At 66.1% G+C, this 20,749-nt stretch carries 17 protein-coding genes and 1 pseudogene; 9 read left to right on the forward strand and 9 right to left on the reverse strand.

Translation table 11 applies throughout. The features are described from left to right. Nucleotides 1-169: 169 nt before the first annotated feature. The 8 genes from DY023_RS06800 to dnaA form a co-directional block, all read right to left on the reverse strand. Nucleotides 170-574 (reverse strand): DUF3566 domain-containing protein, encoded by a 405-nt coding sequence (locus tag DY023_RS06800; protein ID WP_116241593.1) that lies wholly within the window; start codon nt 572-574, stop codon nt 170-172. Next, nucleotides 571-3,126, reverse strand: a complete 2,556-nt coding sequence (gene gyrA, locus DY023_RS06805) for a DNA gyrase subunit A (protein ID WP_116241594.1) — start codon at nt 3,124-3,126, stop codon at nt 571-573. Before gyrA ends, DY023_RS06800 begins: the two co-directional genes overlap by 4 nt. Before the next feature lie 46 nt (nt 3,127-3,172). After that, the gene (gene gyrB / locus DY023_RS06810; protein WP_116241595.1) at nt 3,173-5,239 is read right to left on the reverse strand and encodes a DNA topoisomerase (ATP-hydrolyzing) subunit B; all 2,067 of its coding nucleotides are present in this window, start codon (nt 5,237-5,239) and stop codon (nt 3,173-3,175) included. Between the two features lie 118 nt (nt 5,240-5,357). Next, nucleotides 5,358-5,852 (reverse strand): DciA family protein, encoded by a 495-nt coding sequence (locus tag DY023_RS06815; protein ID WP_116241596.1) that lies wholly within the window; start codon nt 5,850-5,852, stop codon nt 5,358-5,360. After that, nucleotides 5,845-7,053, reverse strand: a complete 1,209-nt coding sequence (recF, locus tag DY023_RS06820) for a DNA replication/repair protein RecF (RefSeq protein ID WP_116241597.1) — start codon at nt 7,051-7,053, stop codon at nt 5,845-5,847. The genes DY023_RS06815 and recF overlap by 8 nt, the downstream gene beginning before the upstream one ends. Nucleotides 7,054-7,388: 335 nt before the next feature. Continuing rightward, nucleotides 7,389-7,841, reverse strand: a complete 453-nt coding sequence (locus DY023_RS06825) for a GNAT family N-acetyltransferase (RefSeq protein ID WP_116241598.1) — start codon at nt 7,839-7,841, stop codon at nt 7,389-7,391. Then, entirely contained in the window at nt 7,838-8,980 is a 1,143-nt protein-coding gene (gene dnaN / locus DY023_RS06830) for a DNA polymerase III subunit beta (protein ID WP_116241599.1), read from the reverse strand. Before dnaN ends, DY023_RS06825 begins: the two co-directional genes overlap by 4 nt. A gap of 460 nt (nt 8,981-9,440) precedes the next feature. Beyond that, nucleotides 9,441-10,832 (reverse strand): chromosomal replication initiator protein DnaA, encoded by a 1,392-nt coding sequence (dnaA, locus tag DY023_RS06835; RefSeq protein WP_116241600.1) that lies wholly within the window; start codon nt 10,830-10,832, stop codon nt 9,441-9,443. Between the two features lie 335 nt (nt 10,833-11,167). Here dnaA and rpmH point away from each other — a divergent pair, with 335 nt between their 5' ends. The 7 genes and pseudogenes from rpmH to DY023_RS06870 all read left to right on the forward strand — a co-directional run. Next, nucleotides 11,168-11,305, forward strand: a complete 138-nt coding sequence (rpmH, locus tag DY023_RS06840; RefSeq protein ID WP_116241601.1) for a 50S ribosomal protein L34 — start codon at nt 11,168-11,170, stop codon at nt 11,303-11,305. A 21-nt stretch (nt 11,306-11,326) separates the two neighbouring features. Then, on the forward strand, nt 11,327-11,671 hold the full coding sequence (gene rnpA, locus DY023_RS06845) for a ribonuclease P protein component (RefSeq protein WP_116241602.1): 345 nt from the start codon (nt 11,327-11,329) through the stop codon (nt 11,669-11,671). Next, the gene (gene yidD / locus DY023_RS06850; RefSeq protein WP_116241603.1) at nt 11,668-12,033 is read left to right on the forward strand and encodes a membrane protein insertion efficiency factor YidD; all 366 of its coding nucleotides are present in this window, start codon (nt 11,668-11,670) and stop codon (nt 12,031-12,033) included. The genes rnpA and yidD overlap by 4 nt, the downstream gene beginning before the upstream one ends. Continuing rightward, nucleotides 12,023-13,099, forward strand: a complete 1,077-nt coding sequence (gene yidC / locus DY023_RS06855; protein ID WP_116241604.1) for a membrane protein insertase YidC — start codon at nt 12,023-12,025, stop codon at nt 13,097-13,099. Before yidD ends, yidC begins: the two co-directional genes overlap by 11 nt. Further along, complete coding sequence (locus DY023_RS06860) at nt 13,096-13,587, forward strand: Jag family protein (RefSeq protein ID WP_116241605.1); 492 nt, start codon at nt 13,096-13,098, stop codon at nt 13,585-13,587. The genes yidC and DY023_RS06860 overlap by 4 nt, the downstream gene beginning before the upstream one ends. A 102-nt stretch (nt 13,588-13,689) precedes the next feature. Beyond that, nucleotides 13,690-14,328 carry a 16S rRNA (guanine(527)-N(7))-methyltransferase RsmG gene (gene rsmG, locus DY023_RS06865; RefSeq protein ID WP_116241606.1) on the forward strand — a complete coding sequence of 213 codons (639 nt, stop codon included), beginning with the start codon at nt 13,690-13,692 and terminating at the stop codon, nt 14,326-14,328. Between the two features lie 1,902 nt (nt 14,329-16,230). Beyond that, a pseudogene (locus DY023_RS06870) lies at nt 16,231-16,440 on the forward strand (transposase); the annotation flags it as partial. A 1,872-nt stretch (nt 16,441-18,312) separates the two neighbouring features. Here the strand turns inward: DY023_RS06870 and DY023_RS06875 are convergent. Further along, on the reverse strand, nt 18,313-18,654 hold the full coding sequence (locus DY023_RS06875) for a hypothetical protein (protein ID WP_116241607.1): 342 nt from the start codon (nt 18,652-18,654) through the stop codon (nt 18,313-18,315). 185 nt (nt 18,655-18,839) lie between these two features. Between DY023_RS06875 and DY023_RS06880 the strand changes: the two genes are divergently transcribed. After that, nucleotides 18,840-19,709 carry a ParA family protein gene (locus DY023_RS06880; protein ID WP_281271911.1) on the forward strand — a complete coding sequence of 290 codons (870 nt, stop codon included), beginning with the start codon at nt 18,840-18,842 and terminating at the stop codon, nt 19,707-19,709. After that, nucleotides 19,709-20,716, forward strand: a complete 1,008-nt coding sequence (locus DY023_RS06885) for a ParB/RepB/Spo0J family partition protein (protein WP_116241609.1) — start codon at nt 19,709-19,711, stop codon at nt 20,714-20,716. The genes DY023_RS06880 and DY023_RS06885 overlap by 1 nt, the downstream gene beginning before the upstream one ends. Nucleotides 20,717-20,749: the final 33 nt, after the last annotated feature.

The following is a 20,749-nucleotide window of genomic DNA, read 5'->3' on the forward strand; positions in this document are numbered from 1 at the left end:
CCGCTCCGCCCAGCGGGAAGGCTCCACTCTGCGAGTGCAGGGAACACCTCGCCCCGCGCCCCCGGAACAAGCAAGGAGGGCGGATGCCGCAGCATCCGCCCTCCTTCGACCCTTCGACAAGCTCAGGGACCCAAGTTGTAATCAGACAAGCTCAGGGACCGGGTATTGATCAGTTCGACATGAACCCGACGAGCAGCCCGCCGGTCACCTTCACCGCCACGTTGTAGATCCCCGCCACGACCGCCCCCAGCACCGTGAACACGATGAGGTTCAGGATCGAGACGACGGCCGCGAACGCCATGACCTGCGGCAGTCCGAGGACCTGCTCCAGGTTGACCGCACCGTCGGTGAAGCCGGCCAGGAAGTCACCGGCCTGCGTGATGACACCGGTGGACTGCAGCACGAGGAAGATCAGGAAGAACGAGACCATGGTGACGACCGCGAGCGCGACGGCGCCGAGGAACGACAGCTTCACAGCCGACCAGAAGTCGATGTAGACCAGCCGCAGCCGGACCTGCTTGCCGCCGGTCTTGCGGGTGGACTTCTTCGCGAGCTTGTCGGCTACGGTGCTCATGCGTCTTGGCTCTCTTCGGGGGTCGGGGTCTCAGGGGCCTCGGGGTCGGTTTCCGCCTCATCCTCTTCTGCCAGTCCGCGTTCGGTGTTGCGGGCGATGGCGAGGATCCGATCGTCGTCGGTGGTGCGGGCGAACAGGACACCCATGGTGTCGCGGCCCTTGGCGGGCACCTCGGCCACGGCAGAGCGTACCACCTTGCCGCTGGACAGAACCACCAAGACCTCGTCGTCCTCGGAGACGATCAGACCGCCCGCGAGGACGCCCCGATCGTCGTTGAGCTTGGCGACCTTGATGCCGGTTCCGCCGCGGCCCTGCACCCGGTACTCGTCGATCTTCGTGCGCTTGGCGAAGCCGCCGTCGGTGACGGTGAACACGTAGGAATCGTCGTGCACGACGGATGCCGAGAGCAGCCCGTCCTCGTCGTCCTTGAACTTCATACCTCGGACGCCTTCGGTCGCGCGGCCCATCGGGCGCAGCGCCTCGTCGGTGGCGTTGAACCGCACCGACATGCCCTTGCGGCTGATCAGCAGCAGGTCGTCGGTGCTGTCGACCAGCATGGCGCTGACCAGTTCGTCGCCTTCCCGAAGGCGGATCGCGATGACGCCGCCCTGACGGTTGGTGTCGTAGTCGCTCAGGCGGGTCTTCTTGACCACACCGCCCACCGTCGCGAGCGCCAGGTACTCCTTGGCCTCGTAGTCGCGGATGTCGAGGATCTGGGCGATGTTCTCGTCGGGCTGCAGTGCGAGCAGGTTCGCGACGTGCTGACCCTTCGCATCGCGGCCGGCCTCGGGGATCTCGTACGTCTTGGTGCGGTAGACCCGGCCCTTGTCCGTGAAGAACAGCAGCCAGTGGTGCGTCGTGGTGACGAAGAAGTGCTCGACCACGTCATCCGCCCGCAGCTGCGCACCCTTGACACCCTTGCCGCCGCGGTGCTGCGAGCGGTAGTTGTCGCTGCGGGTGCGCTTGACGTATCCCTCGCGGGTGACGGTGACCACCATCTCCTCTTCGGGGATGAGGTCCTCCATCGACATGTCGCCGTCGAAGCCGTGCAGGATGTGCGTGCGGCGCTCGTCGCCGAAGCGCTCGACGATCTCGGTGAGCTCGTCGTGGATGATGCCGCGCTGGCGGGCGGGGGTGGCGAGGATCTCCTTGAAGTCGGCGATCTTCAGCTCGAGGGCGGCGGCCTCGTCGATGACCTTCTGCCGCTCCATCGCCGCGAGGCGACGCAGCTGCATCGTCAGGATGGCGTCGGCCTGATCCCAGTCGATGTCGAGCAGCTTCTGCAGACCCGTGTTCGCCTCTTCGGCGGTGGGCGAGCGCCGGATCAGCGCGATGACCTCATCGAGGGCATCCAGTGCCTTGAGGTAGCCCTCGAGGATGTGCATGCGCGCCTCGGCCTTGGCCAGACGGAACTTCGTGCGCCGCACGATCACGTCGATCTGGTGGTCCAGCCAGTGCATGATGAAACCGTCGAGCGCGAGCGTGCGCGGCACGCCGTCGACGATGGCGAGCATGTTGGCGCCGAAGTTCTCCTGCAGCGAGGTGTGCTTGTACAGGTTGTTCAGCACGACCTTCGCGACCGCGTCGCGCTTGAGCACGACGACCAGGCGCTGACCGGTGCGGTCGGACGACTCGTCACGGATGTCGGCGATGCCGGAGATCTTGCCGTCACGGGCCAGGTCGCCGATCTTCACCGCGAGGTTGTCGGGGTTGACCTGGTACGGCAGCTCGGTGATCACGAGGCAGGTGCGGCCCTGGATCTCCTCGACCTCGACGACGGCGCGCATCGTGATGGAGCCGCGACCGGTGCGGTACGCCTCCTGGATGCCCTTGGTGCCGAGGATCTGCGCACCGGTCGGGAAGTCGGGCCCGGGGACACGGCGGATGAGTCCCTCGAGCAGCTCCTCACGCGGCAGCTCGGTGTTCTCGAGTGCCCAGAGCGCTGCCTCGGACACCTCGCGCAGGTTGTGCGGCGGGATGTTGGTGGCCATGCCGACCGCGATGCCGACCGAGCCGTTGACGAGCAGGTTCGGGAACCGCGCCGGCAGGACGTCGGGCTCCTGAGTCTGGCCGTCGTAGTTCGGCGAGAAGTCGACGGTCTCCTCTTCGATGTCGCGCACCATCTCCAGCGCGAGCGGAGCCATCTTGGTCTCGGTGTATCGCGGGGCGGCTGCGCCCATGTTGCCGGGGGAGCCGAAGTTGCCCTGGCCGAGCGCGAGGGGGTAGCGCAGCGCCCACGGCTGCACCAGACGCACGAGGGTGTCGTAGATCGCCGTGTCACCGTGCGGGTGGTACTGACCCATCACCTCGCCGACCACGCGCGCGCACTTGGAGAACGACTTGTCGGGGCGGTAGCCGCCGTCGTACATGCCGTAGATCACGCGGCGGTGCACGGGCTTGAGCCCGTCGCGCACGTCGGGCAGAGCGCGCCCGACGATGACCGCCATGGCGTAGTCGAGGTACGACTTCTGCATCTCGGTCTGCAGGTCGACCTGCTCGATCCGGCCGTGGTTGTGCAGGTCGGCCGGGTCGGGACGTTCTTCGTCAGTCATGTTGTTCTTTCAGATTCCGGTCGTCGTGCGAGCGTGGAGCGACGCGTCAGATGTCGAGGAAGCGGACGTCCTTGGCGTTGCGCTGGATGAACGTGCGTCGCGACTCGACGTCCTCACCCATCAGCACGCTGAAGATCTCGTCGGCCGCCGCCGCGTCGTCGATGGTCACCTGCTTGAGGGTGCGGGTGGTGTGATCCATCGTGGTCTCCCACAGCTCCTTCGGGTTCATCTCACCGAGACCCTTGTAGCGCTGGATGCCGGCATCCTTCGGCAGACGCTTGCCGTTCTCGCTGCCGAACTTGAGCAGCGCGTCGCGCTCCTCGTCGGTGTAGACGTACTCGTGCGGGGAGTTCGTCCACTTCAGGCGGTACAGCGGCGGCATCGCCAGGTACACGAAGCCGGCCTCGATGAGCCCTCGCATGTAGCGGAACAGCAGGGTCAGCAGCAGCGTGGCGATGTGCTGGCCGTCGACATCGGCATCCGCCATCAGCACGATCTTGTGGTACCGGGCCTTCTCGATGTCGAAGTCCTCGCCGATGCCCGTACCGAAGGCCTGGATCATCGCCTGGACCTCTTTGTTGCCCAGCGCCTTGTCGATGCGCGCGCGCTCGACGTTCAGGATCTTGCCGCGCAGCGCCAGGATCGCCTGGGTGTGCGGGTCGCGACCCTGCACGGCCGAACCGCCGGCCGAGTCGCCCTCCACGAGGAAGATCTCACTGATCGACGGATCCTTGCTGGTGCAGTCCTTGAGCTTGTCCGGCATCGCGGCCGACTCGAAGACGCTCTTGCGACGAGCGGTCTCGCGCGCCTTGCGCGCCGCCAGGCGCGCAGTCGCCGCGTCGATCGCCTTGCGCACGACGTTCTTCGCCTGCGCGGGGTTGCGCTCGAACCAGTCGCCGAGCTGATCGTTCACGATCTTCTGCACGAACGCCTTGGCCTCGGTGTTGCCGAGCTTGGTCTTGGTCTGGCCCTCGAACTGCGGCTCGGAGAGCTTGACCGAGATGACGGCGGTGAGACCCTCGCGCACATCGTCGCCGGAGAGGTTGTCGTCCTTCTCCTTGAGCAGGTTGTTCGCGCGGGCGTACTTGTTGACCAGGGTGGTCAGCGCCGCGCGGAAGCCCTCCTCGTGCGTGCCGCCCTCGTGCGTGTTGATCACGTTCGCGTAGGTGAACACGTTCTCGGTGTACGAGGTGGTCCACTGCATCGCGATCTCGACCGACATCTTGCGCACGGTGTCCTCCGACGCGAAGTCGATGACCTCGTCGTTGACGACGTCGGCGTGACGCACCTTGTTCAGGTACTCGACGTAGTCGACCAGACCGCGCTCGTAGTGGAAGTCGTCGCTGCGCTGCTTGGTGACGGTGACGCCGTCGACCTCGATCTCCTCGGCCGCGGAGGGTCGCTCGTCGAGCAGCTTGATGCGCAGGCCCTTGTTCAGGAACGCCATCTGCTGGAAGCGGCTGCGCAGGGTGTCGTAGTCGAACTCCACGGTCTCCTGGAAGATCGCGGCATCCGGCCAGAACGTGATCGCCGTTCCGGTCTCGGAGGTCTCCTCACCCTTCTCGAGCCCCTGCTGCGGAACGCCGCCGTCGGCGAAGAGGTGCCGCCAGACGTGGCCCTTCTGCTTGACCTCGACCTCGAACCGCGTCGACAGCGCGTTCACGACCGAGGAGCCGACGCCGTGCAGACCGCCCGAGACAGCGTAGGCGCCGCCGCCGAACTTCCCGCCGGCGTGCAGGATGGTCAGCACGACCTCGACCGTGGACTTGGTCGGGTCGGAGGAATGCGGATCGACCGGGATGCCGCGGCCGTTGTCGACGACGCGCACGCCGCCGTCCTCGAGCAGCGTCACCGTGATGGTGTCGGCGTAGCCGGCCATCGCCTCGTCGACGGAGTTGTCGACGATCTCCTGCACCAGGTGGTGCAGTCCACGGGGGCCGGTCGAGCCGATGTACATGCCGGGGCGCTTGCGCACGGCCTCGAGGCCCTCGAGGATCTGGATCGAGTCCGCGCCGTACTCGCCGGGCACCTTCCCGTCCGCAGCGGATCCACCGTCTGGCGTCCCTGAGGTGGTCGAAGGGTCGTTCGCGTCTTCAGGGAGTTCAGGCGTCATCAGAGGGGGATCTCCAGTTCGATGTCTCGAGCTCCCATTCTAGCGGTTTTCCACGGTCGAATGGGTCTCAGAGGCCGTGTGTGGCGTTCTGAGCGTGTCGAGGTCGGTTCACGATGACCTACCCGTAGGTGTCCCGTGGACCCCGTCCAGGGACGGTGCGCGGTCCCCACTTCCAGCTCGGCACGTCCGGTCCGATGAACCGGATGTCTATGACGCCGGCATCCGGATACCGGTCCCCGATCTCGGTCATGATCACCGCGCGCATGTACTGCAGGTTCTTCGCCCAGGCCGTGGAATCGCACTTCACGGTGAGCATGCCGTGCTGCAGTGACACCGGCTCGGAGTGCTTCGCCGTCTCGGCGCCCACCAGCTCGCCCCACTGCCGCACGAGGTCCTCGGCGGCGAGGGTCTTCTCCCAGCCGGAGTCGCGGCTGAGCTTGTCGAGGATGGATCCGAGCGCGCCGGGGTCGCGGCCGGGAGTGAACGGCGCGTTGTCGTCGTCGTCACGGATGCGCTTCTTGCGCTTCCAGTTCTTCGAGCTCGGCTTGAGACCGCGCAGCCGCAGGTAGGTGGCGACGGTCTCGGGCGTCTCGGGGGTCTCCGGATCAGTCATCGCGCTCGGTCCCTGAGCGAGCGGAGCGAGATGAAGGGTCCCGCTCATCCGTGATCGTGCCGGCCTCGATGCGCACGACGTGCCGATGCAGCACGTCGGGGATGTCCGACTCGACCGCCGCCGTGACCACGACCTGCTCGTACCCGGCGGTGATCTCCGCCAGTCGCCGGCGCCGATCAGCGTCGAGCTCGGCGAACACGTCGTCCAGGATCAGTACCGGATCGCCGGCGGGTGACTCCGCGCGCAGCAGCTCGGCGGACGCGAGCCGCAGCGCGAGCGCCACCGACCAGGACTCGCCGTGCGACGCATAGCCCTTCACCGGCAGATCGTTGATGCGCAGCACCAGGTCGTCGCGATGAGGTCCCACCAGCGTCATCCCGCGCTCGAGCTCGCTCGCGCGCTTCGCCTGCAGTGCCGAGCGGAACAGCTCCGCGATCTCGCCGCGCTGATCGGCCTCGGTTCCTGAGCCTGACGAAGGACCCTGACCCTCCTCCGGATCGCCGCCGCGCACGGACAGCGCCCAGTCGAGTTCCGGCCTGTGGTCCGCTCCGGCGATCGTCGCGTACGCCTCGGCCAGCGGATGCTGCAGATCGGCGGCCAGACGGATGCGGGCGTCGATGATCTCCGAACCCAGCGCGATGAGCTTGTCGTCCCAGACCTCGAGCGTGCTCAGTCCTTCGCCGCGCACGCCGCGGGCACGCGCCGACTTCAGCAGTGCGGTGCGCTGGCGCAGCACCCGGTCGTAGTCGCCGAGCACTCCGGCCATCCGGGGAGTGCGCTGGATGAGCAGTTGATCGGCGAACCTGCGCCGGGACGACGGATCTCCGCGAACGATCTGCAGGTCCTCCGGCGCGAACAGGACGACATGCGCGTAGCGCGGGAGTTCGTTGGTCTTCGACGGGGACCCGTTGATGCGCGCCTTGTTCGACCCCTGCCGGTTCAGCTGCACCTCGACGAGCACCTTGCGCTGCGCGTGCCCGAGGCTGGCCCGGATGATGGCGAACTCCTGGCCGTCGCGGACCATCGGCGCGTCGGACGAGACCCGATGCGAGCCGAGGGTCGCGAGGAACACGATCGCCTCGGCGAGGTTCGTCTTGCCCTGACCGTTGCGTCCGACGAGCACGTTGGGGCCGCTGTGAAGGGTGAGGTCTGCGGTCGCGTAATTGCGGAAGTCGACCAGGTTCAGGTGCTCCACAATCACTGGGACAGCCTATCTGGGGGTGGGGACAACCGGGTCCTGAGCGAGGAGCGCAGCGAGACGAAGGGCGGGGTTGTTCGGTCCGGGGGCGCGGGACGGGATGTTCCCTGCACTCGCAGAGCGGGTGCCCCTCCCGCTTCGCGGGTCCCTCCCCGATGCTCGCTTCGGGAACATCCCGTCCCGCTCATGCTTCAGGAGGGACGCAATTGCTCTGGGGGGAGGGGTATCGGGTGTTGGAGCCTCTGGTGAATGACACCTCTCCGGGTCCTGAGCGAGGAGCGCCAGCGATGAGAAGAAGGGCGTGTCACCCGGCGGGTGGTCAAGCGGAGCTTCTGGGCTCAGAGAGCTTTCGCGAAGAACACCTTGTCCTCGGTGCGGTGGGTCTCGGTGAGGCCGGACTTCTCGAGGACGCGGATCGATGCGTGGTTGTCGAGGTCGGTGTCGGCGATCGCGCGGCTTGCGCCGTGGGATGCGGCGATGCGGAGGCCCTCGGCCACGGCATCAGTCGCCAGGCCCCTGCCGCGCGCGGACTCGATCAGGCCGTAGCCGAACTCGACGGTGCCGGACCCGTCAGGCGGGCCGAAGAAGCCGAAGCCGCCGACCGCGACACCGGAGTCGTCGCGGATCGCGTAGAGCGTGAACACCGGATCCGCGTCATCCTGCGCTGCGAGCATGCGCAGCGGGACGAGCTCGCCCTCGAAGGGATAATCCGGATGCCAGTCATCGCCGGCGCGCTCGTCGCGCGCGACGATCCGGCCCGCGAGCTCGAGGGTCAGCGGATCGAGGGTCACCGCAGCAGCAGGTTCGGCTGCAGCAGGTACTTGAACGAGTCGAGGCCCGCCTGGTCGACCGAGGTCTGGCTGGTCACCAGCACCGGGCTGAGCTTGTTGGCGTTGTCGGACGACGTGAACGTGACACGCACGAACTCGCTCTTCACTGCTCCGAGCGCCTCGAGCAGGTACTGCGGGTTCAGGCCGAGCGTGACTTCTTCGCCGCCGTTCAGGTGCGCATCGACCGACTCGGAGGCACGGGCCTGCTCGCTGCCCGATGCGTCCATGGTCACCGACGACGACGAGAACGTGAAGCGCAGCGGAGCGGAGCGGTCGAGCACCAGCGCGACACGGCGCACGGCCTCGATGAGGTCGGCGGTGTTGATCACCGCGTAGTGGTCGGTCTGCTCGGGGAACAGCCGGCGGACCGGCGGGAAGTTGCCCTTGATCAGGAGAGATGTCACCGTCTTGTTCCCGGCCGTGAACGCGATGATCTCGCGGTCGCCCGCGCCCGAGAACGCGACCTCGATGGTGCCGGCGTGACCGAACGTCTTGCCGACCTCGGTCAGCGTGCGCGCCGGGACGAGCGCAGTCTGCTCCGAGCCCTCGCCGTCCCACGGTACGTCGCGCAGCGAGACGCGGTAGCGGTCGGTGGCGACCAGGCTGAGGTTCGTACCGGAGACCTCGAGCTGCACGCCGGTGAGAACCGGGGTGACGTCGTCACGCGAGGCGGCGAAGCCGACCTGGGCGATCGCGGTGCCGAAGTCCTCTGCGGGAACGACGCCCGTGACGCCCGTGACCTCGGGGATCGACGGATATTCCTCGACAGGCATGGCGGCGAGGGTGAAGCGCGCCGAGCCGCAGGTGACGGCGATCCCGCCATCCTCCTCGACTGCGATCTCGATCGGAGCGTTCGGCAGTCTGCTGGCGATGTCCGACAGCAGCCGGCCGTGCACGAGGATCGTGCCCGGTTCGTCGACGGTCGCCTCGATGGTCGTGCGGGCGGATGCCTCGTAGTCGAAGGCGGAAAGGGTCAGTCCCTGGTCGCCGGCCTCGATGAGCACGCCGGCGAGGATCGGCTGCGGGTTGCGCTGGGGCAGCAGTTTGACGACGAAGGACACTGCTTCGCTGAACACATCGCGGTTGACCTGAAACTTCACGGTCGCTCCTTGTCGTTGCTGCCGAACCCGACAGTTGCGTCAGGCGATCCCATGCTAGTCGCAAGGAGCAAGCGGACCGCCACCCGGCATCCGCCCGGTTTCCACACCTTCGTGGTCATGGGAGTTCCCGAATCTTCGAAAGATCTCTTAACGATGTTAACAACTGTGGATTCTGTGGATAAGTCGGTGGAAAGCTGACGGGAGTAGGAAACTACAGCGGTGTCACTTGTGGAAACCCTGGGGAATCCGCGGGAATCGGGGGTGTGCGTCACACCGTTGTAGTTCGAAGTTATCCACAGCATGCCGTCTCGGACATCCGGTCATCCCGATGCTGAGCGGATTTCTCCACAAGTTATCCACATGTGGGAAAGTGGCGTAGTCAACAGCACGACGAAGGCCGACGTCAACCCGGCCATTCGGGGGACATCGGCCTTCTGAGAGGGGCGCTGAGGGCGGGACGTCAGCGCCGCCCGAGCTGCGTGGTGATCTCGGTCACCTGGTTGTAGATCGAGCGGCGCTCCTTCATGAGCTCGCTGATCTTCTTGCACGCGTACATCACCGTGGTGTGGTCGCGGTTGCCGAACAGCTGACCGATCTTCGGCAGCGAGAGGTTCGTGCGCTCGCGACACAGGTACATGGCGATCTGTCGTGCGGTGGCGATCTGCTGCGACCGGCTCGAGCCGTACAGATCGTCGACCGTGAGCTTGAAGTACTGTGCCGTCGCCGTGATGATGTCGGTCGGCGAGATGATGTTGTCCTCGGCCTGATCGACGATGTCGCGCAGCACCGTCTGCGCCAGCGCGATGTCGAGCGTCGAGCGGTTCAGGCTCGCGAACGCCGAGACGCGGATGAGGGCGCCCTCGAGCTCACGGATGTTCGATGACACGACCGTGGCGATGTACTCGAGCACCTCGTCGGGGATGTGCAGAGCGTCGCTCTGCGCCTTCTTGCGCAGGATCGCGATGCGCGTCTCGAGGTCGGGGGCCTGCACGTCGGTGATGAGACCCCACTCGAAGCGGCTGCGCATCCGGTCCTCGAAGCCGGTGAGGTGCTTGGGCGCGACATCGCTGGTGATCACGACCTGCTTGTTGTGGTCGTGCAGCGTGTTGAAGGTGTGGAAGAAGGCCTCCTGGGTCTCCGCGCGACCCTGCAGGAACTGGATGTCGTCGATGAGGAGGATGTCGACCTCGCGGTAGCGGGCCTGGAAGGCGGCGCCGCGGTTGTTGGCGATCGAGTTGATGAAGTCGTTCGTGAACTCCTCACTCGACACGTACCGCACCTTGACCCCCGCATAGAGGGACTGGGCGTAGTCGCCGATCGCGTGCAGGAGGTGCGTCTTGCCGAGGCCGGAGTCGCCGTAGATGAAGAGCGGGTTGTACGCCTTCGCCGGGGCCTCTGCCACCGCGACCGCGGCGGCGTGCGCGAATCGGTTGGACTGCCCGATCACGAAGTTGTCGAAGGTGTACTTCGGATTCAGTCGCGACTCGTGCCGAGCGGGGATCGGCTGCTCGCGGGGGGACTCGGGCCGCGACGGGTCCGGGCTGCTGAAATCGGGGATCTCGACGGGGGCCGTGGGCTGGTCGGCGAGCTCGTGGTTCACCACCACGCGGTACGACGTCACCTCTTCGCCGATGACGCCGAGCGCCTCCATGATCGGGATGCGCAGGCGCTTGTTGATCTGGGCGGCGGTGAGATCGTTCGGGACATCCAGATAGAGGGTCCCGCTCATGACGCCCGCCGGCACAGCGAGACTGAGGAATCCGTGCAGCTGGGGAGTGACGCGATCGTCCTCCATCAGGCGGTCCAGCAGCTCCGACCAGATCGGGACGTCGGATGTTGCTGCAGTGGACATGGGGCTCCGGCCGTTCGCTGAGGGTCGCCGAACTCGGATTCCCCCTGTGGATAACTTCGGATGCCACGGTAGTCACCGTGGCGGCGAACGGCAAGCTGTGCACGGAAAACCGCGGGTGTGTCGGAGAACACCGAGGTGGGAAAGGTTGTGGATAATGGCTGTGCGCTACGAAGAGGAAGAGCTGCTCACGACCGGATGCCGGCGAGAGCGGTGTTCCGTCGTGATTTGCCCTGCGCGGCGGCAGGTCGTACCCTTAATCGGTTGACTTATGCCCTCGAGGCAGTACCCCCGTCTCCGGTCCTTTCTTCCGGTGACACCGATCCCGGAGTGATTCCATGAGCAAGCGCACCTTCCAGCCCAACAACCGTCGCCGCGCCAAGAAGCACGGCTTCCGCGCCCGTATGCGCACCCGCGCCGGCCGCGCCATCCTCTCGGCACGCCGCTCGAAGGGCCGCGTCGAGCTCTCGGCGTAACCCCTTCATCCCGACGGCCCAGTGCTCGCTCGACCCCACCGTCTGACCGACGGCGCCGACTACCGACTGGTGGTCCGACGCGGACAGCGGTGCGGGGGTCCGCGAGTGATCGTCTCGTTGCTGCCGCGCAGCGACCAGCGAGCGGCGCGGTTCGGGTTCATCGTCAGCAAGCAGGTAGGGACCGCTGTGGTTCGCAATACCGTCCGTCGTCGCCTCAAGGCGATCTGCGCGGACCTGCTGAGCGCGATTCCTGAGGGCACGGATGTCGTCATCCGTGCCCTCCCTGCATCCGCCACCGCCGATTTCGGCGACCTTCGCGCCGATGTGGACCGCTGTTTCCGCCGGCTCAGCCCGGTGAAGTCATGAGCGCGCTGCCGCAGTACGCCTATGGGACTGCGACGCTGCACCCGAGGGACCTGCTGCGCAGCATCCCGGCGATTCCGCGCAATCTCGTGCTCGCCTTTCTGGTGACGTACCGCAAGCTGGTCTCCCCGCTGTACGGGGACGTATGCAGGTATTACCCGTCCTGCTCCGCTTACGCTGTAGGAGCGGTGCAGCAGCACGGCGCTGTGAAGGGGAGTCTGCTCTCCGGCTGGCGCATCCTGCGGTGCAATCCCTGGAGCGAGGGCGGCGTCGACGACGTCCGCCCGCACGCTCACTTCCGATACGACCTGACTCCGCACGGATTCGTCGTACCCGCTCGAAAGGAAATGAACAGTGGGTCCTGACCTTCTGCTCGCAGCCAGCACGCCCCCGGCGGACTCCGGTGGCGGCTTCGACCTGCTCGGCACTCTGATGTGGCCGTTCAAGTGGCTCATCGAGGCGATCCTCGTGGGATGGCACTGGCTGTTCACCGCCTTCGGGCTCGACCCGGCATCCGGCCTCGCCTGGGTGCTGTCCATCATCGGTCTCGTCGTCGTCATCCGTCTGGCTGTCTTCCCGCTGTTCGTGAAGCAGATCAAGAGCCAGCGCAAGATGATGGAAATCGCTCCTGAGATGAAGAAGATCCAGGAGAAGTACAAGGGCAAGCGCGACCAGCTCTCCCGCGAGGCGATGAGCCGCGAGACCATGGCGCTGTACAAGAAGCACGGCACGACGCCGATGTCGTCGTGTCTGCCGCTGCTGGTGCAGATGCCGTTCCTGCTGGCGATGTTCTACACGCTGAGTGACGTGTCCGCGCACGCTCAGGCCGGTGTCGGCGGTGTCGGACTGCTGAATGCCCAGCTGACCCAGCAGTTCTACGACGCGACGCTGTTCGGTGTCGCTCCGCTGCACGTCAGCCTGAAGGACGCCGTGACCCAGCAGCCGGACGGCTGGCAGGTCACCGTGGCGATCCTCGTCGTGCTGGTGATCCTCATGATCGGATCGCAGTTCTTCACGCAGCTGCAGCTGATCTCGAAGAACCTGTCGCCCGAGGCCAAGACCGGCCAGGCGTACCAGATGCAGAAGATCATGCTCTACGTGCTGCCGCTGGGCTTCATCTTCTCGGGCATCTTCTTCCCGCTCGGTGTGGTCATCTACTGGTTCATCTCGAACCTGTGGACCATGGGGCAGCAGTTCCTCGTCATCCGCGAGATGCCGACCCCGGGTTCGGAGGCGGCTAAGGAGCGCGAGGAGCGTCTCGCGCGCAAGGGCAAGGCGATCAACTCGCAGGGCAAGATCGTGCCGATGGCCGTGTACGAGGCCGAGCAGCAGAAGATGCTCGAGGATGCCGAGCGACTGAAGGCGCAGCAGCCCAAGCGTGAGCAGCCGATGAGCAAGAAGCGTGCCAAGAAGAAGGGCGGCAACTCGTGAGCGAAGATCTGAAGCACCAGACGGAGTCGACCGTCGAGCAGCTCGAGCACGAGGGCGACATCGCGGCGGACTTCATCGAGGAGCTGCTCGACATCGCCGACATCGATGGCGACCTGACCCTCGACGTGCGGCAGGGCCGCGCCTATGTGTCGGTCGAGGCGGAGGGCAACGGTCTTGCCGTGATCTCGGCGCCTGACACCGTGCAGGCGCTGCAGGAGCTCACCCGCCTGGCGGTGCAGAGCAAGACCGGTGCGTTCTCGCGGATGATCCTCGACATCGGCGGGTCGCGCGACACGCGGCGCCGGCAGCTCGAGTCGCTGGTGGATGCCGCGGTCGCGAAGCTCGACGAGGGCGCCTCGCAGGCGTCGCTGCCGTCGATGTCGAGCTACGAGCGCAAGCTGGTGCACGACATCGTCGCCGACCGCGGACTCGTCTCCGAGTCGTACGGTGAGGGTCACGACCGCCACACGGTGATCCGCCGGGGCTGAACCGGTCGTCTCCGGCCGACTTCTGGCCATTGAGCGAGAGACCTTCCCTGTCATTGAGCGAGCGGCCGTTTTCCGGTCATTGAGCGAGTGAAGCGAGACGAAATGCCTTCCATTCCTGAAGCGGGACTCGAGCTTGAGCCGGCGGCCGCCGCAGAACTGTTCGGTGACCGTCTCGAGCTCGCGCGTCAGTTCACGAAAAATCTCGCTGATCAGGGAGAATTGCGGGGACTGATCGGTCCGCTCGAGCTTCCGAGGTTGTGGACGCGGCACGTGCTGAACAGTGCGATCGCGGCACCGCTGTTCTCGGGGTCGGTGGCGGATGTCGGGTCCGGAGCCGGTCTGCCCGGCGTGGTCCTGGCGATCGCCCGGCCGGATGTGCAGTGGACGCTCATCGAGCCGATGGAGCGTCGCACCGACTGGCTGAGCGAGCAGGTCGCGGAGCTGGGCCTGGACAACGTGACGGTGATGCGCGCACGCGGTGAGGATGTCGGCCTCGAGTTCGACATGATCACGGCTCGTGCGGTGAGTGCGCTGCGCACCCTCGTGCCGATCGTCGCCCCGCTGGTGCGGGACGGGGGAGAGCTCGCGCTGCTCAAAGGCACGGGTGCGCCTGCGGAGATCGAAGCGGCGCAGAAGGCGCTGCGCAAGTACAAGGTTTCAGATGTGCGGGTCGAGGTGCTCGGTGAGGGCGTGCTGACGGAGACGACGCGCGTCGTGCGGGGGATTGTCCGCGCCGACTGACCCCTGCCGGAGCTGCTCCGTGCGGCTCGGATGCCCGGGGCATGGAAGTGGCCGTGAACCGTCGGTCCGGTCCTCGTGGTGCCGCGCGGTCGACTTTCTCCGGGACGCACGTCGGGCCGCCGGCGGCGCCGTGCGGTGTTGGTGCGGCAGATCGGCAGAGGGTTTGTCGGTCGCTCTTGTGTCTCGGTGACGTGAAGGGGATGCACTCCCGCCGATCCCGCACCTGCGGCGCCTGACGAATACGCACTTCAGCAGGGTTCCGGTTTTCACTGACGCAGCCGTTCCCGGGTGACCGCGTGCAGCGAGGGAGAGCTGTATGCCGCACCTGATGAGAGCAGGGCTCGGGCGTATTGTCGCGCATCCGGGGCCTATGGCGGAGGTCGTCGGTGGGCAGCCCGGCGATCAGGAACGACGGAGTCCGGCAACCGCGGGCATCTTGCGGATGCCGGCTGGCGTCCGCCTCGTGACTTCTGCTCTCGCTGGCTTCCTTCTTCGTTCGTGGCCCAACGCGCTTCAGAGCAGTCGAACGACCTTGCCGTAGGTGTGTGAGAGGCGAGCGTTTCACGTGAAACACGCTGTCCATCGTTCACCGGCCCTCATCAGTGCCGTTCGTTGCGATCCATGCGGTCGTGCGCACCGACCCGTGTCGCGGACAGTAGGTGCAACCGTCAGCGACGCGTCGCTCGGTTCGCGGCACTGGTTGTTACCCTCTACAGGCGGTGAGGAGCATCGGCTCCTTGCTGCTCTGGGGCTGGTGGGACTGGGCAGGTAGGTGAATGAGGGTCGGTTCCCCTGCGTCGACATCGGGACGGCGGTTCACTCGTTCGGGCAGGTGTGTCCCCGGCTGGCTCGACTACGCGGTGGCGGTGCCCGGGAGACGGATGTTTCACGTGAAACCTTCCGCCGGTCCGTGGGGCAGGGTGTCTTTCGGTGAGACCCCGTTGATGTATGCGCCGGCCGACCTCCCGGTACTGAGAAGACCCCATGTGCTGTTCGTCACCTCGCACCGGGTTGACAGGCACCGAACGTCGGTCGTCCCCAGCGGCTCATCGATGGTGAGCGTGCACACCGCCATGCTGCCGGTTTCGAGAGTGCGATGTCGTTTCACATGAAACAGTGCTGGACCACAGATCACTGCAACCTCTTCTAGATGCCAATCCGTTGATTCGGGTACCGAGCGATCTTGCGGGTGTGCGCGTGGCCGCCGTTCGCGGCGGTCCCGGCGATGAGGTGTCTGCCGGTCTGCTCCTGCAGGAGTCCGCAGGTACTGATGTGACTGACGACGGTGGGATAGCGAGCACGAAGGTGTGATGTTCATACCGAGCCGTTAGAGAGCGAAGTCTCGAATGGGGCCGTCGACGGGTTCTGACGCGGGAGCCCCGGTGCGCGCGGTGGTTCGTCGGTGTAAGGCCGCCGTGATTGGCGATGGGCAGTGCAAGTGAATTCCTCTGCACCCGGGGTGTCGATCTGCTGTGGTGGCGGCGCCCGATGGGCGGAAGAGGTGCGCTTGCGCGAAGATGGCGGGCGCCTACGCGTCCTTTTGTGGCGTGGCAGTCCACGGGTTGCCACCGTGCCACGAGCTGCCGTCTGGCAACAGAACCCGCCATCACTGCTGGGGGTGGGCCCCAGGCGGTGCGACACGCGCCCCGGCGGAGCGCTTGGCAGGTCGGCAGGGACAGGGTGAGCTCATGCCGTGAGGCGGCACCAGGGGATGTGGGCGAAGGCCGGGTCCGCGAGTGCGGTCGTAATGGCTTCTTCGGGACGTGCGGCACCAGCGCAGAGTAGTGCCCCTTAACGTGGTGTAGTTAGCGGTGGCCCGTCTGCTCGTCGTAGACGTGGGCGCGGTCACCGTGTAGTCCCTTCGAGGAATCTCCTACAACCCACTCGAAAGGCATCTTCACGATGACCGCACCTCATATTGTCGACCCTGCCGGCCTGCTCGGCGAAGCCCTGGCGGATGCGTCGCCGGATCTGATGCGCCGCCTGCTGCAGACCATGATCAACGCGCTGCTGTCTGCCGACGCGGACGCTGTTGTCGGCGCGGAATGGGGTCAACGCTCCAGCGAGCGGACCACGCAACGCAACGGCTACCGGCACCGCGATCTCGATACGGGCTCGTTGTTTCACGTGAAACGGGCGAACCCGCCAGATTCTCGACCATCTCTACGACTGCAGTGCGGCTCGGGAACGGTTGGAGGAGCGGTGCGTCGCTTCACGTGAGGCGACCTGGTCCATTAGCCGAGTCTCCCGCACGGCTGCGTCGTGGTGCTGGATAGTTCTGGTCGGTGAAGGCGCAGGCGGCCTGGGGTGTTCGTGACTAGGACGTCTAGGCGCGTTGGCCCTGTGACGTGGGACGCCGGGGGAGCGGCTCGTTGTTCCACGTGAAAGGCCCGGTCCGCCAGGCCCTTCTCGTGATCGGGTGCAGCGTGGAGCGGGACTTATCACTTGGTGTGGCCTCCCATCGTCTCGAATAACGCTGGTCGTTACGTGACCAAGCGCTACCTGCGCGCCGCATCTGTGATGCGTAGCGAGGACTGGGAGAGGGGTTCGTTGTTTCACGTGGAACGGGTTGATCCACCAGGTCCTCTTGGTGTTCGGGTGCAGCGTTGGGGTATATCCGTCGGTGAAGGCTTCGAGCGCGTCGAATGACGCTAGTCGTTACGTGACGAAGCGCCGTCTGTGCGGCGCATCTCTGACGCATGACGAGGACGGGGAGAGAAACCCATCGTTTCACGTGAAACGGTCTGATCCGCCAGGTCCTCTACGGGTTCTGGTGCAGCGGGGGAGGCGTATCTGCCTGCGGAGGCTCGAGAGCGTCCAATGACGCTGGCTGTTCCGTGACGAGACGCCGCCTGCGCCCTGGGTCTCTGGCGTGTGGCGAGGACCGAGAGAGCGCGGCGGCCGTTCACGCCGCGCACATCCTCGCGTCGCGCAGCAGTGGTTCATGACGGTGCGCCATCTGGCGGCTTTGCCCTTGCCGCGTGGCGAGAGATGGGGGAGGGCCCGCAGTTCCACGTGAAACAGCCCGGCCCGGAGGGTCCATCGTGAGTGCGGGGCAGCGTGGTGCAGAGCTCCCCGGTCGGTAGAGCCATCGATCGTGCAGGTCATTCGAGCCGTTGCGTGACGATGCGCGACCTGGACGCTATGTCACTGACACGTGGTGCGAACTGGCAGAGCAGGTCGAGCCTCGTGGACCGTGCCGTCGCGGAGCGTGCTGAGACGCACATCGGATCCCCAAGGATTGCTGGCGACGAGCGGCCGGACGCGAAGCGTGATGGAGTGACTTCCCGATGGAAGGTGTGCGCGGGACTCGCGGCGACCAGCACGGAGAACAACCTCGTCTGTTCTCGAACCTCTTACCCCCTACCCTGAGGGGCAAATGCCGTGCATCGAGCTCCCGAGCGGAGCGGGCGTGAGACCGGCAGATGCGACGAGCTGCCCGACGATGGGAGCGTGCTGGTGATGCCTCCGTCGAGGAAGTTCCGGCTTCGTAGCCGGGCATCCTCGCCGCGGGGTGTCGCGGGCGCGGAAGCAGCTGTGTTCCTGTTGTCATTCGACTCCTTCGTACACGGAACGGGTGGCTGATGAAGCCCATGCGAAGTTTCACGTGAAACATCCGCATACGTCCAGGGATGCGAACGGGAGTACTGGCGAGGATGTGAGCCGTGGCATCGGAAGTGAATCGACGGGGAGGGGCGAGGTGGGTGGACGTCTGCCACCTGGAGGACATCACGAACCCCTCCACACTTCGATGACCGGAGCGATCGGCCTGAAGGTGCGGAGCGGTCTCTGAGGTTTCATCTCGGTCACCGGAGACCGCCTGCACGAAGCGCCATGGTCCAAGTGACCGCCCAACACTGCAACCTGATGCCGAGGGCGCGCACAGCGCGTCCGCCGCGTTCACGTGACCAGAGGGCCAACCTTCCCAGCCCAGACCCACCGAACTGTGCCCCGGGTCGGGGTTTCACGTGAAACCCCGGATGACTAGGCCCGGCGGAGTGCGCCGTCGATGCGGGCGCATGCGTCCGACAGTTCGGGCTCCGTGTTCGACGACAGCGGCTCCCAGCGCTCGATCTGGGAGCGGATCCACTCCCAATGCCCACGACGGAGCGTGATCTCGAGAGGATGATCCTCCGGTGGCCACCCGAACGAGTCGCGCGCACCGGTGTAGCCGGCGGATGAGCGCCAGCCCGCATCCCGTACACAGGAGCCGGCGATGACGCTCTCCATGACACCGTCCACGACATCGATCGCCATCGAATTGTCGACGGTTCCGTCGATCAGCTGCCACGCGCGAACCGGGATCGCGATCGTCAGATACTCCACGCAGCCATTCTTGCGCAGCGCTGCGCGCATGCGGGATCTCCCGGATTCAGGCCGACGAACGTCGCTCCCGAGAGCGCGCCCTCGATCGGGGGAGGAGAGTCGATTAGAGTGGAACACGGTCCCGGAAGGAGTCGATGTTTCACGTGAAACAGTCCGAACAGGCATCGCCGAACGACGATTTCGGGATGGATACCCCCCTTGCTCGAGAACTCGCAGACCTTTCCTCCCGGAGGCGCGCCCTTGAAGGCGTCACGGTCGAGTTCACCGGTCCCACCCGCGTCTTCACGGTGTCGAATCAGAAGGGCGGCGTCGGCAAGACCACGACGACGGTGAACGTGGCATCTGCGCTCGCCAGTCTCGGCGCGCAGGTGCTCGTGATCGACCTCGACCCCCAGGGGAACGCGTCGACCGCTCTCAGCATCCCGCACTCCGCCGACGTTCTCAGCGTGTACGACGTGCTGATCAACGGCACGGCACTGGCCGACGTCGTGCAGGTGAGCCCGGAGCATCCGAACCTGCGCTGCGCGCCGAGCACCATCCACCTGGCCGGCGCCGAGATCGAGCTCGTCGCCCAGGTCGCCCGTGAGTTCCGGCTGCGCCGGGCACTGGAGACCTACCTGAAGACGCATCCGACGGATGTCGTGATCATCGACTGCCCTCCCTCGCTGGGACTTCTCACGATCAATGCCTTCACCGCGGCGTCCGAGGTGTTCATCCCGATCCAGGCCGAGTACTACGCCCTCGAGGGCCTCAGCCAGCTGCTCGGCAGCATCCAGATGATCCAGCAGCACCTCAACCCCGAACTCCACCTCTCCACGATCCTGCTCACGATGTTCGACGGGCGCACCCGTCTCGCGCAGCAGGTCGCCGACGAGGTGCGTAATCACTTCCCGGATCAGGTGCTCGACACCGTGATCCCGCGCTCGGTCCGCGTGTCCGAAGCCCCGAGCTTCGGACAGTCCGTCATCGCATACGATGGGACCTCGGCCGGGGCGATCGCCTACCAGGAGGCTGCTGTCGAAATCGCGTCACGGACGCAGGGTAAGGAGAACTGATGGCGAAGCGCACGGGTCTGGGTCGGGGTATCGGAGCCCTCATCCCCACGGCAGATCAGGCTGCGGAGCGTCCGGTCGACGTCTTCTTCCCCGGTGGCTCGAAGACGACCGACGTCGTCATCGAGATTCCCAAGTCCTCTGAGAACACCGCACCCGCCGCGGCGACGGAAGGGGCGGATGCTCCGGATCTGGCGTCCGTGCCCGGTGTGCGCCTCATCCAGGTGAACCCTCTCGATATCGTGCCGAACCCGCGTCAGCCGCGTACGCACTTCAACGAGGAAGACCTCGCCGAGCTCGTGCACAGCGTCAAGGAGTTCGGCGTGCTGCAGCCCGTCGTCGTGCGACGCAATGCCGAGGGTGAGTACGAACTGATCATGGGGGAGCGGCGCACTCGCGCCGCCCGCGAGGCCGGGCTCGAGTCGATCCCCGCGATCCTGCGCGAGACGGCGGATGAGGACCTGCTGCGGGACGCGCTGCTCGAGAACCTGCACCGTTCGCAACTGAACCCCCTCGAAGAGGCATCCGCCTATCAGCAGCTGCTCGAGGACTTCGGCATCACCCAGGAACAGCTGGCCACGCGCATCGGCCGCTCCCGTCCGCAGGTGAGCAACACCATCCGCCTGCTCAAGCTTCCCGTTCCGGTGCAGCAGCGCGTCGCCGCCGGCGTGCTCTCCGCGGGTCACGCCCGCGCGATCCTCTCGCTCGAGGACCCGGAGCGGATGCAGCGACTGGCCGACAAGGTCGTCAACGAGGACCTCTCGGTGCGCGCCACCGAACAGGCTGCCAAGACCATGCCGGAGGCCGCCGAGAAGTCGGCCAAGCCGCAGCCCGGCGCGCGGCGGGCTTATCTCGATGAGGTCGGAAGCAAGCTGGGTGACCGACTGAACACCCGTGTCCACGTCACGCTCGGCGCCCGAAAGGGGCAGGTCAAGATCGACTTCGCGTCGATCCAGGACCTCAACCGCATCCTCGGTGAGCTCGGCGAGGAGGAGTACGGCTCGCGCTGACGCGCGGGGCTTCGTCAACCTGACGTTCACGGC

It is taken from the genome of Microbacterium bovistercoris, from assembly GCF_003387575.1.
Taxonomy (GTDB): domain Bacteria; phylum Actinomycetota; class Actinomycetes; order Actinomycetales; family Microbacteriaceae; genus Microbacterium; species Microbacterium bovistercoris.

Coding starts and splice junctions, on each gene's coding strand:
- DY023_RS06800 (WP_116241593.1), bottom strand. CDS start 574: ATGAGCACCGTAGCCGACAAGCTCGCGAAGAAGTCCACCCGCAAGACC.
- gyrA (WP_116241594.1), bottom strand. CDS start 3,126: ATGACTGACGAAGAACGTCCCGACCCGGCCGACCTGCACAACCACGGC.
- gyrB (WP_116241595.1), bottom strand. CDS start 5,239: ATGACGCCTGAACTCCCTGAAGACGCGAACGACCCTTCGACCACCTCA.
- DY023_RS06815 (WP_116241596.1), bottom strand. CDS start 5,852: ATGACTGATCCGGAGACCCCCGAGACGCCCGAGACCGTCGCCACCTAC.
- dnaA (WP_116241600.1), bottom strand. CDS start 10,832: ATGTCCACTGCAGCAACATCCGACGTCCCGATCTGGTCGGAGCTGCTG.
- rpmH (WP_116241601.1), top strand. CDS start 11,168: ATGAGCAAGCGCACCTTCCAGCCCAACAACCGTCGCCGCGCCAAGAAG.
- yidD (WP_116241603.1), top strand. CDS start 11,668: ATGAGCGCGCTGCCGCAGTACGCCTATGGGACTGCGACGCTGCACCCG.
- rsmG (WP_116241606.1), top strand. CDS start 13,690: ATGCCTTCCATTCCTGAAGCGGGACTCGAGCTTGAGCCGGCGGCCGCC.
- DY023_RS06880 (WP_281271911.1), top strand. CDS start 18,840: ATGGATACCCCCCTTGCTCGAGAACTCGCAGACCTTTCCTCCCGGAGG.
- DY023_RS06885 (WP_116241609.1), top strand. CDS start 19,709: ATGGCGAAGCGCACGGGTCTGGGTCGGGGTATCGGAGCCCTCATCCCC.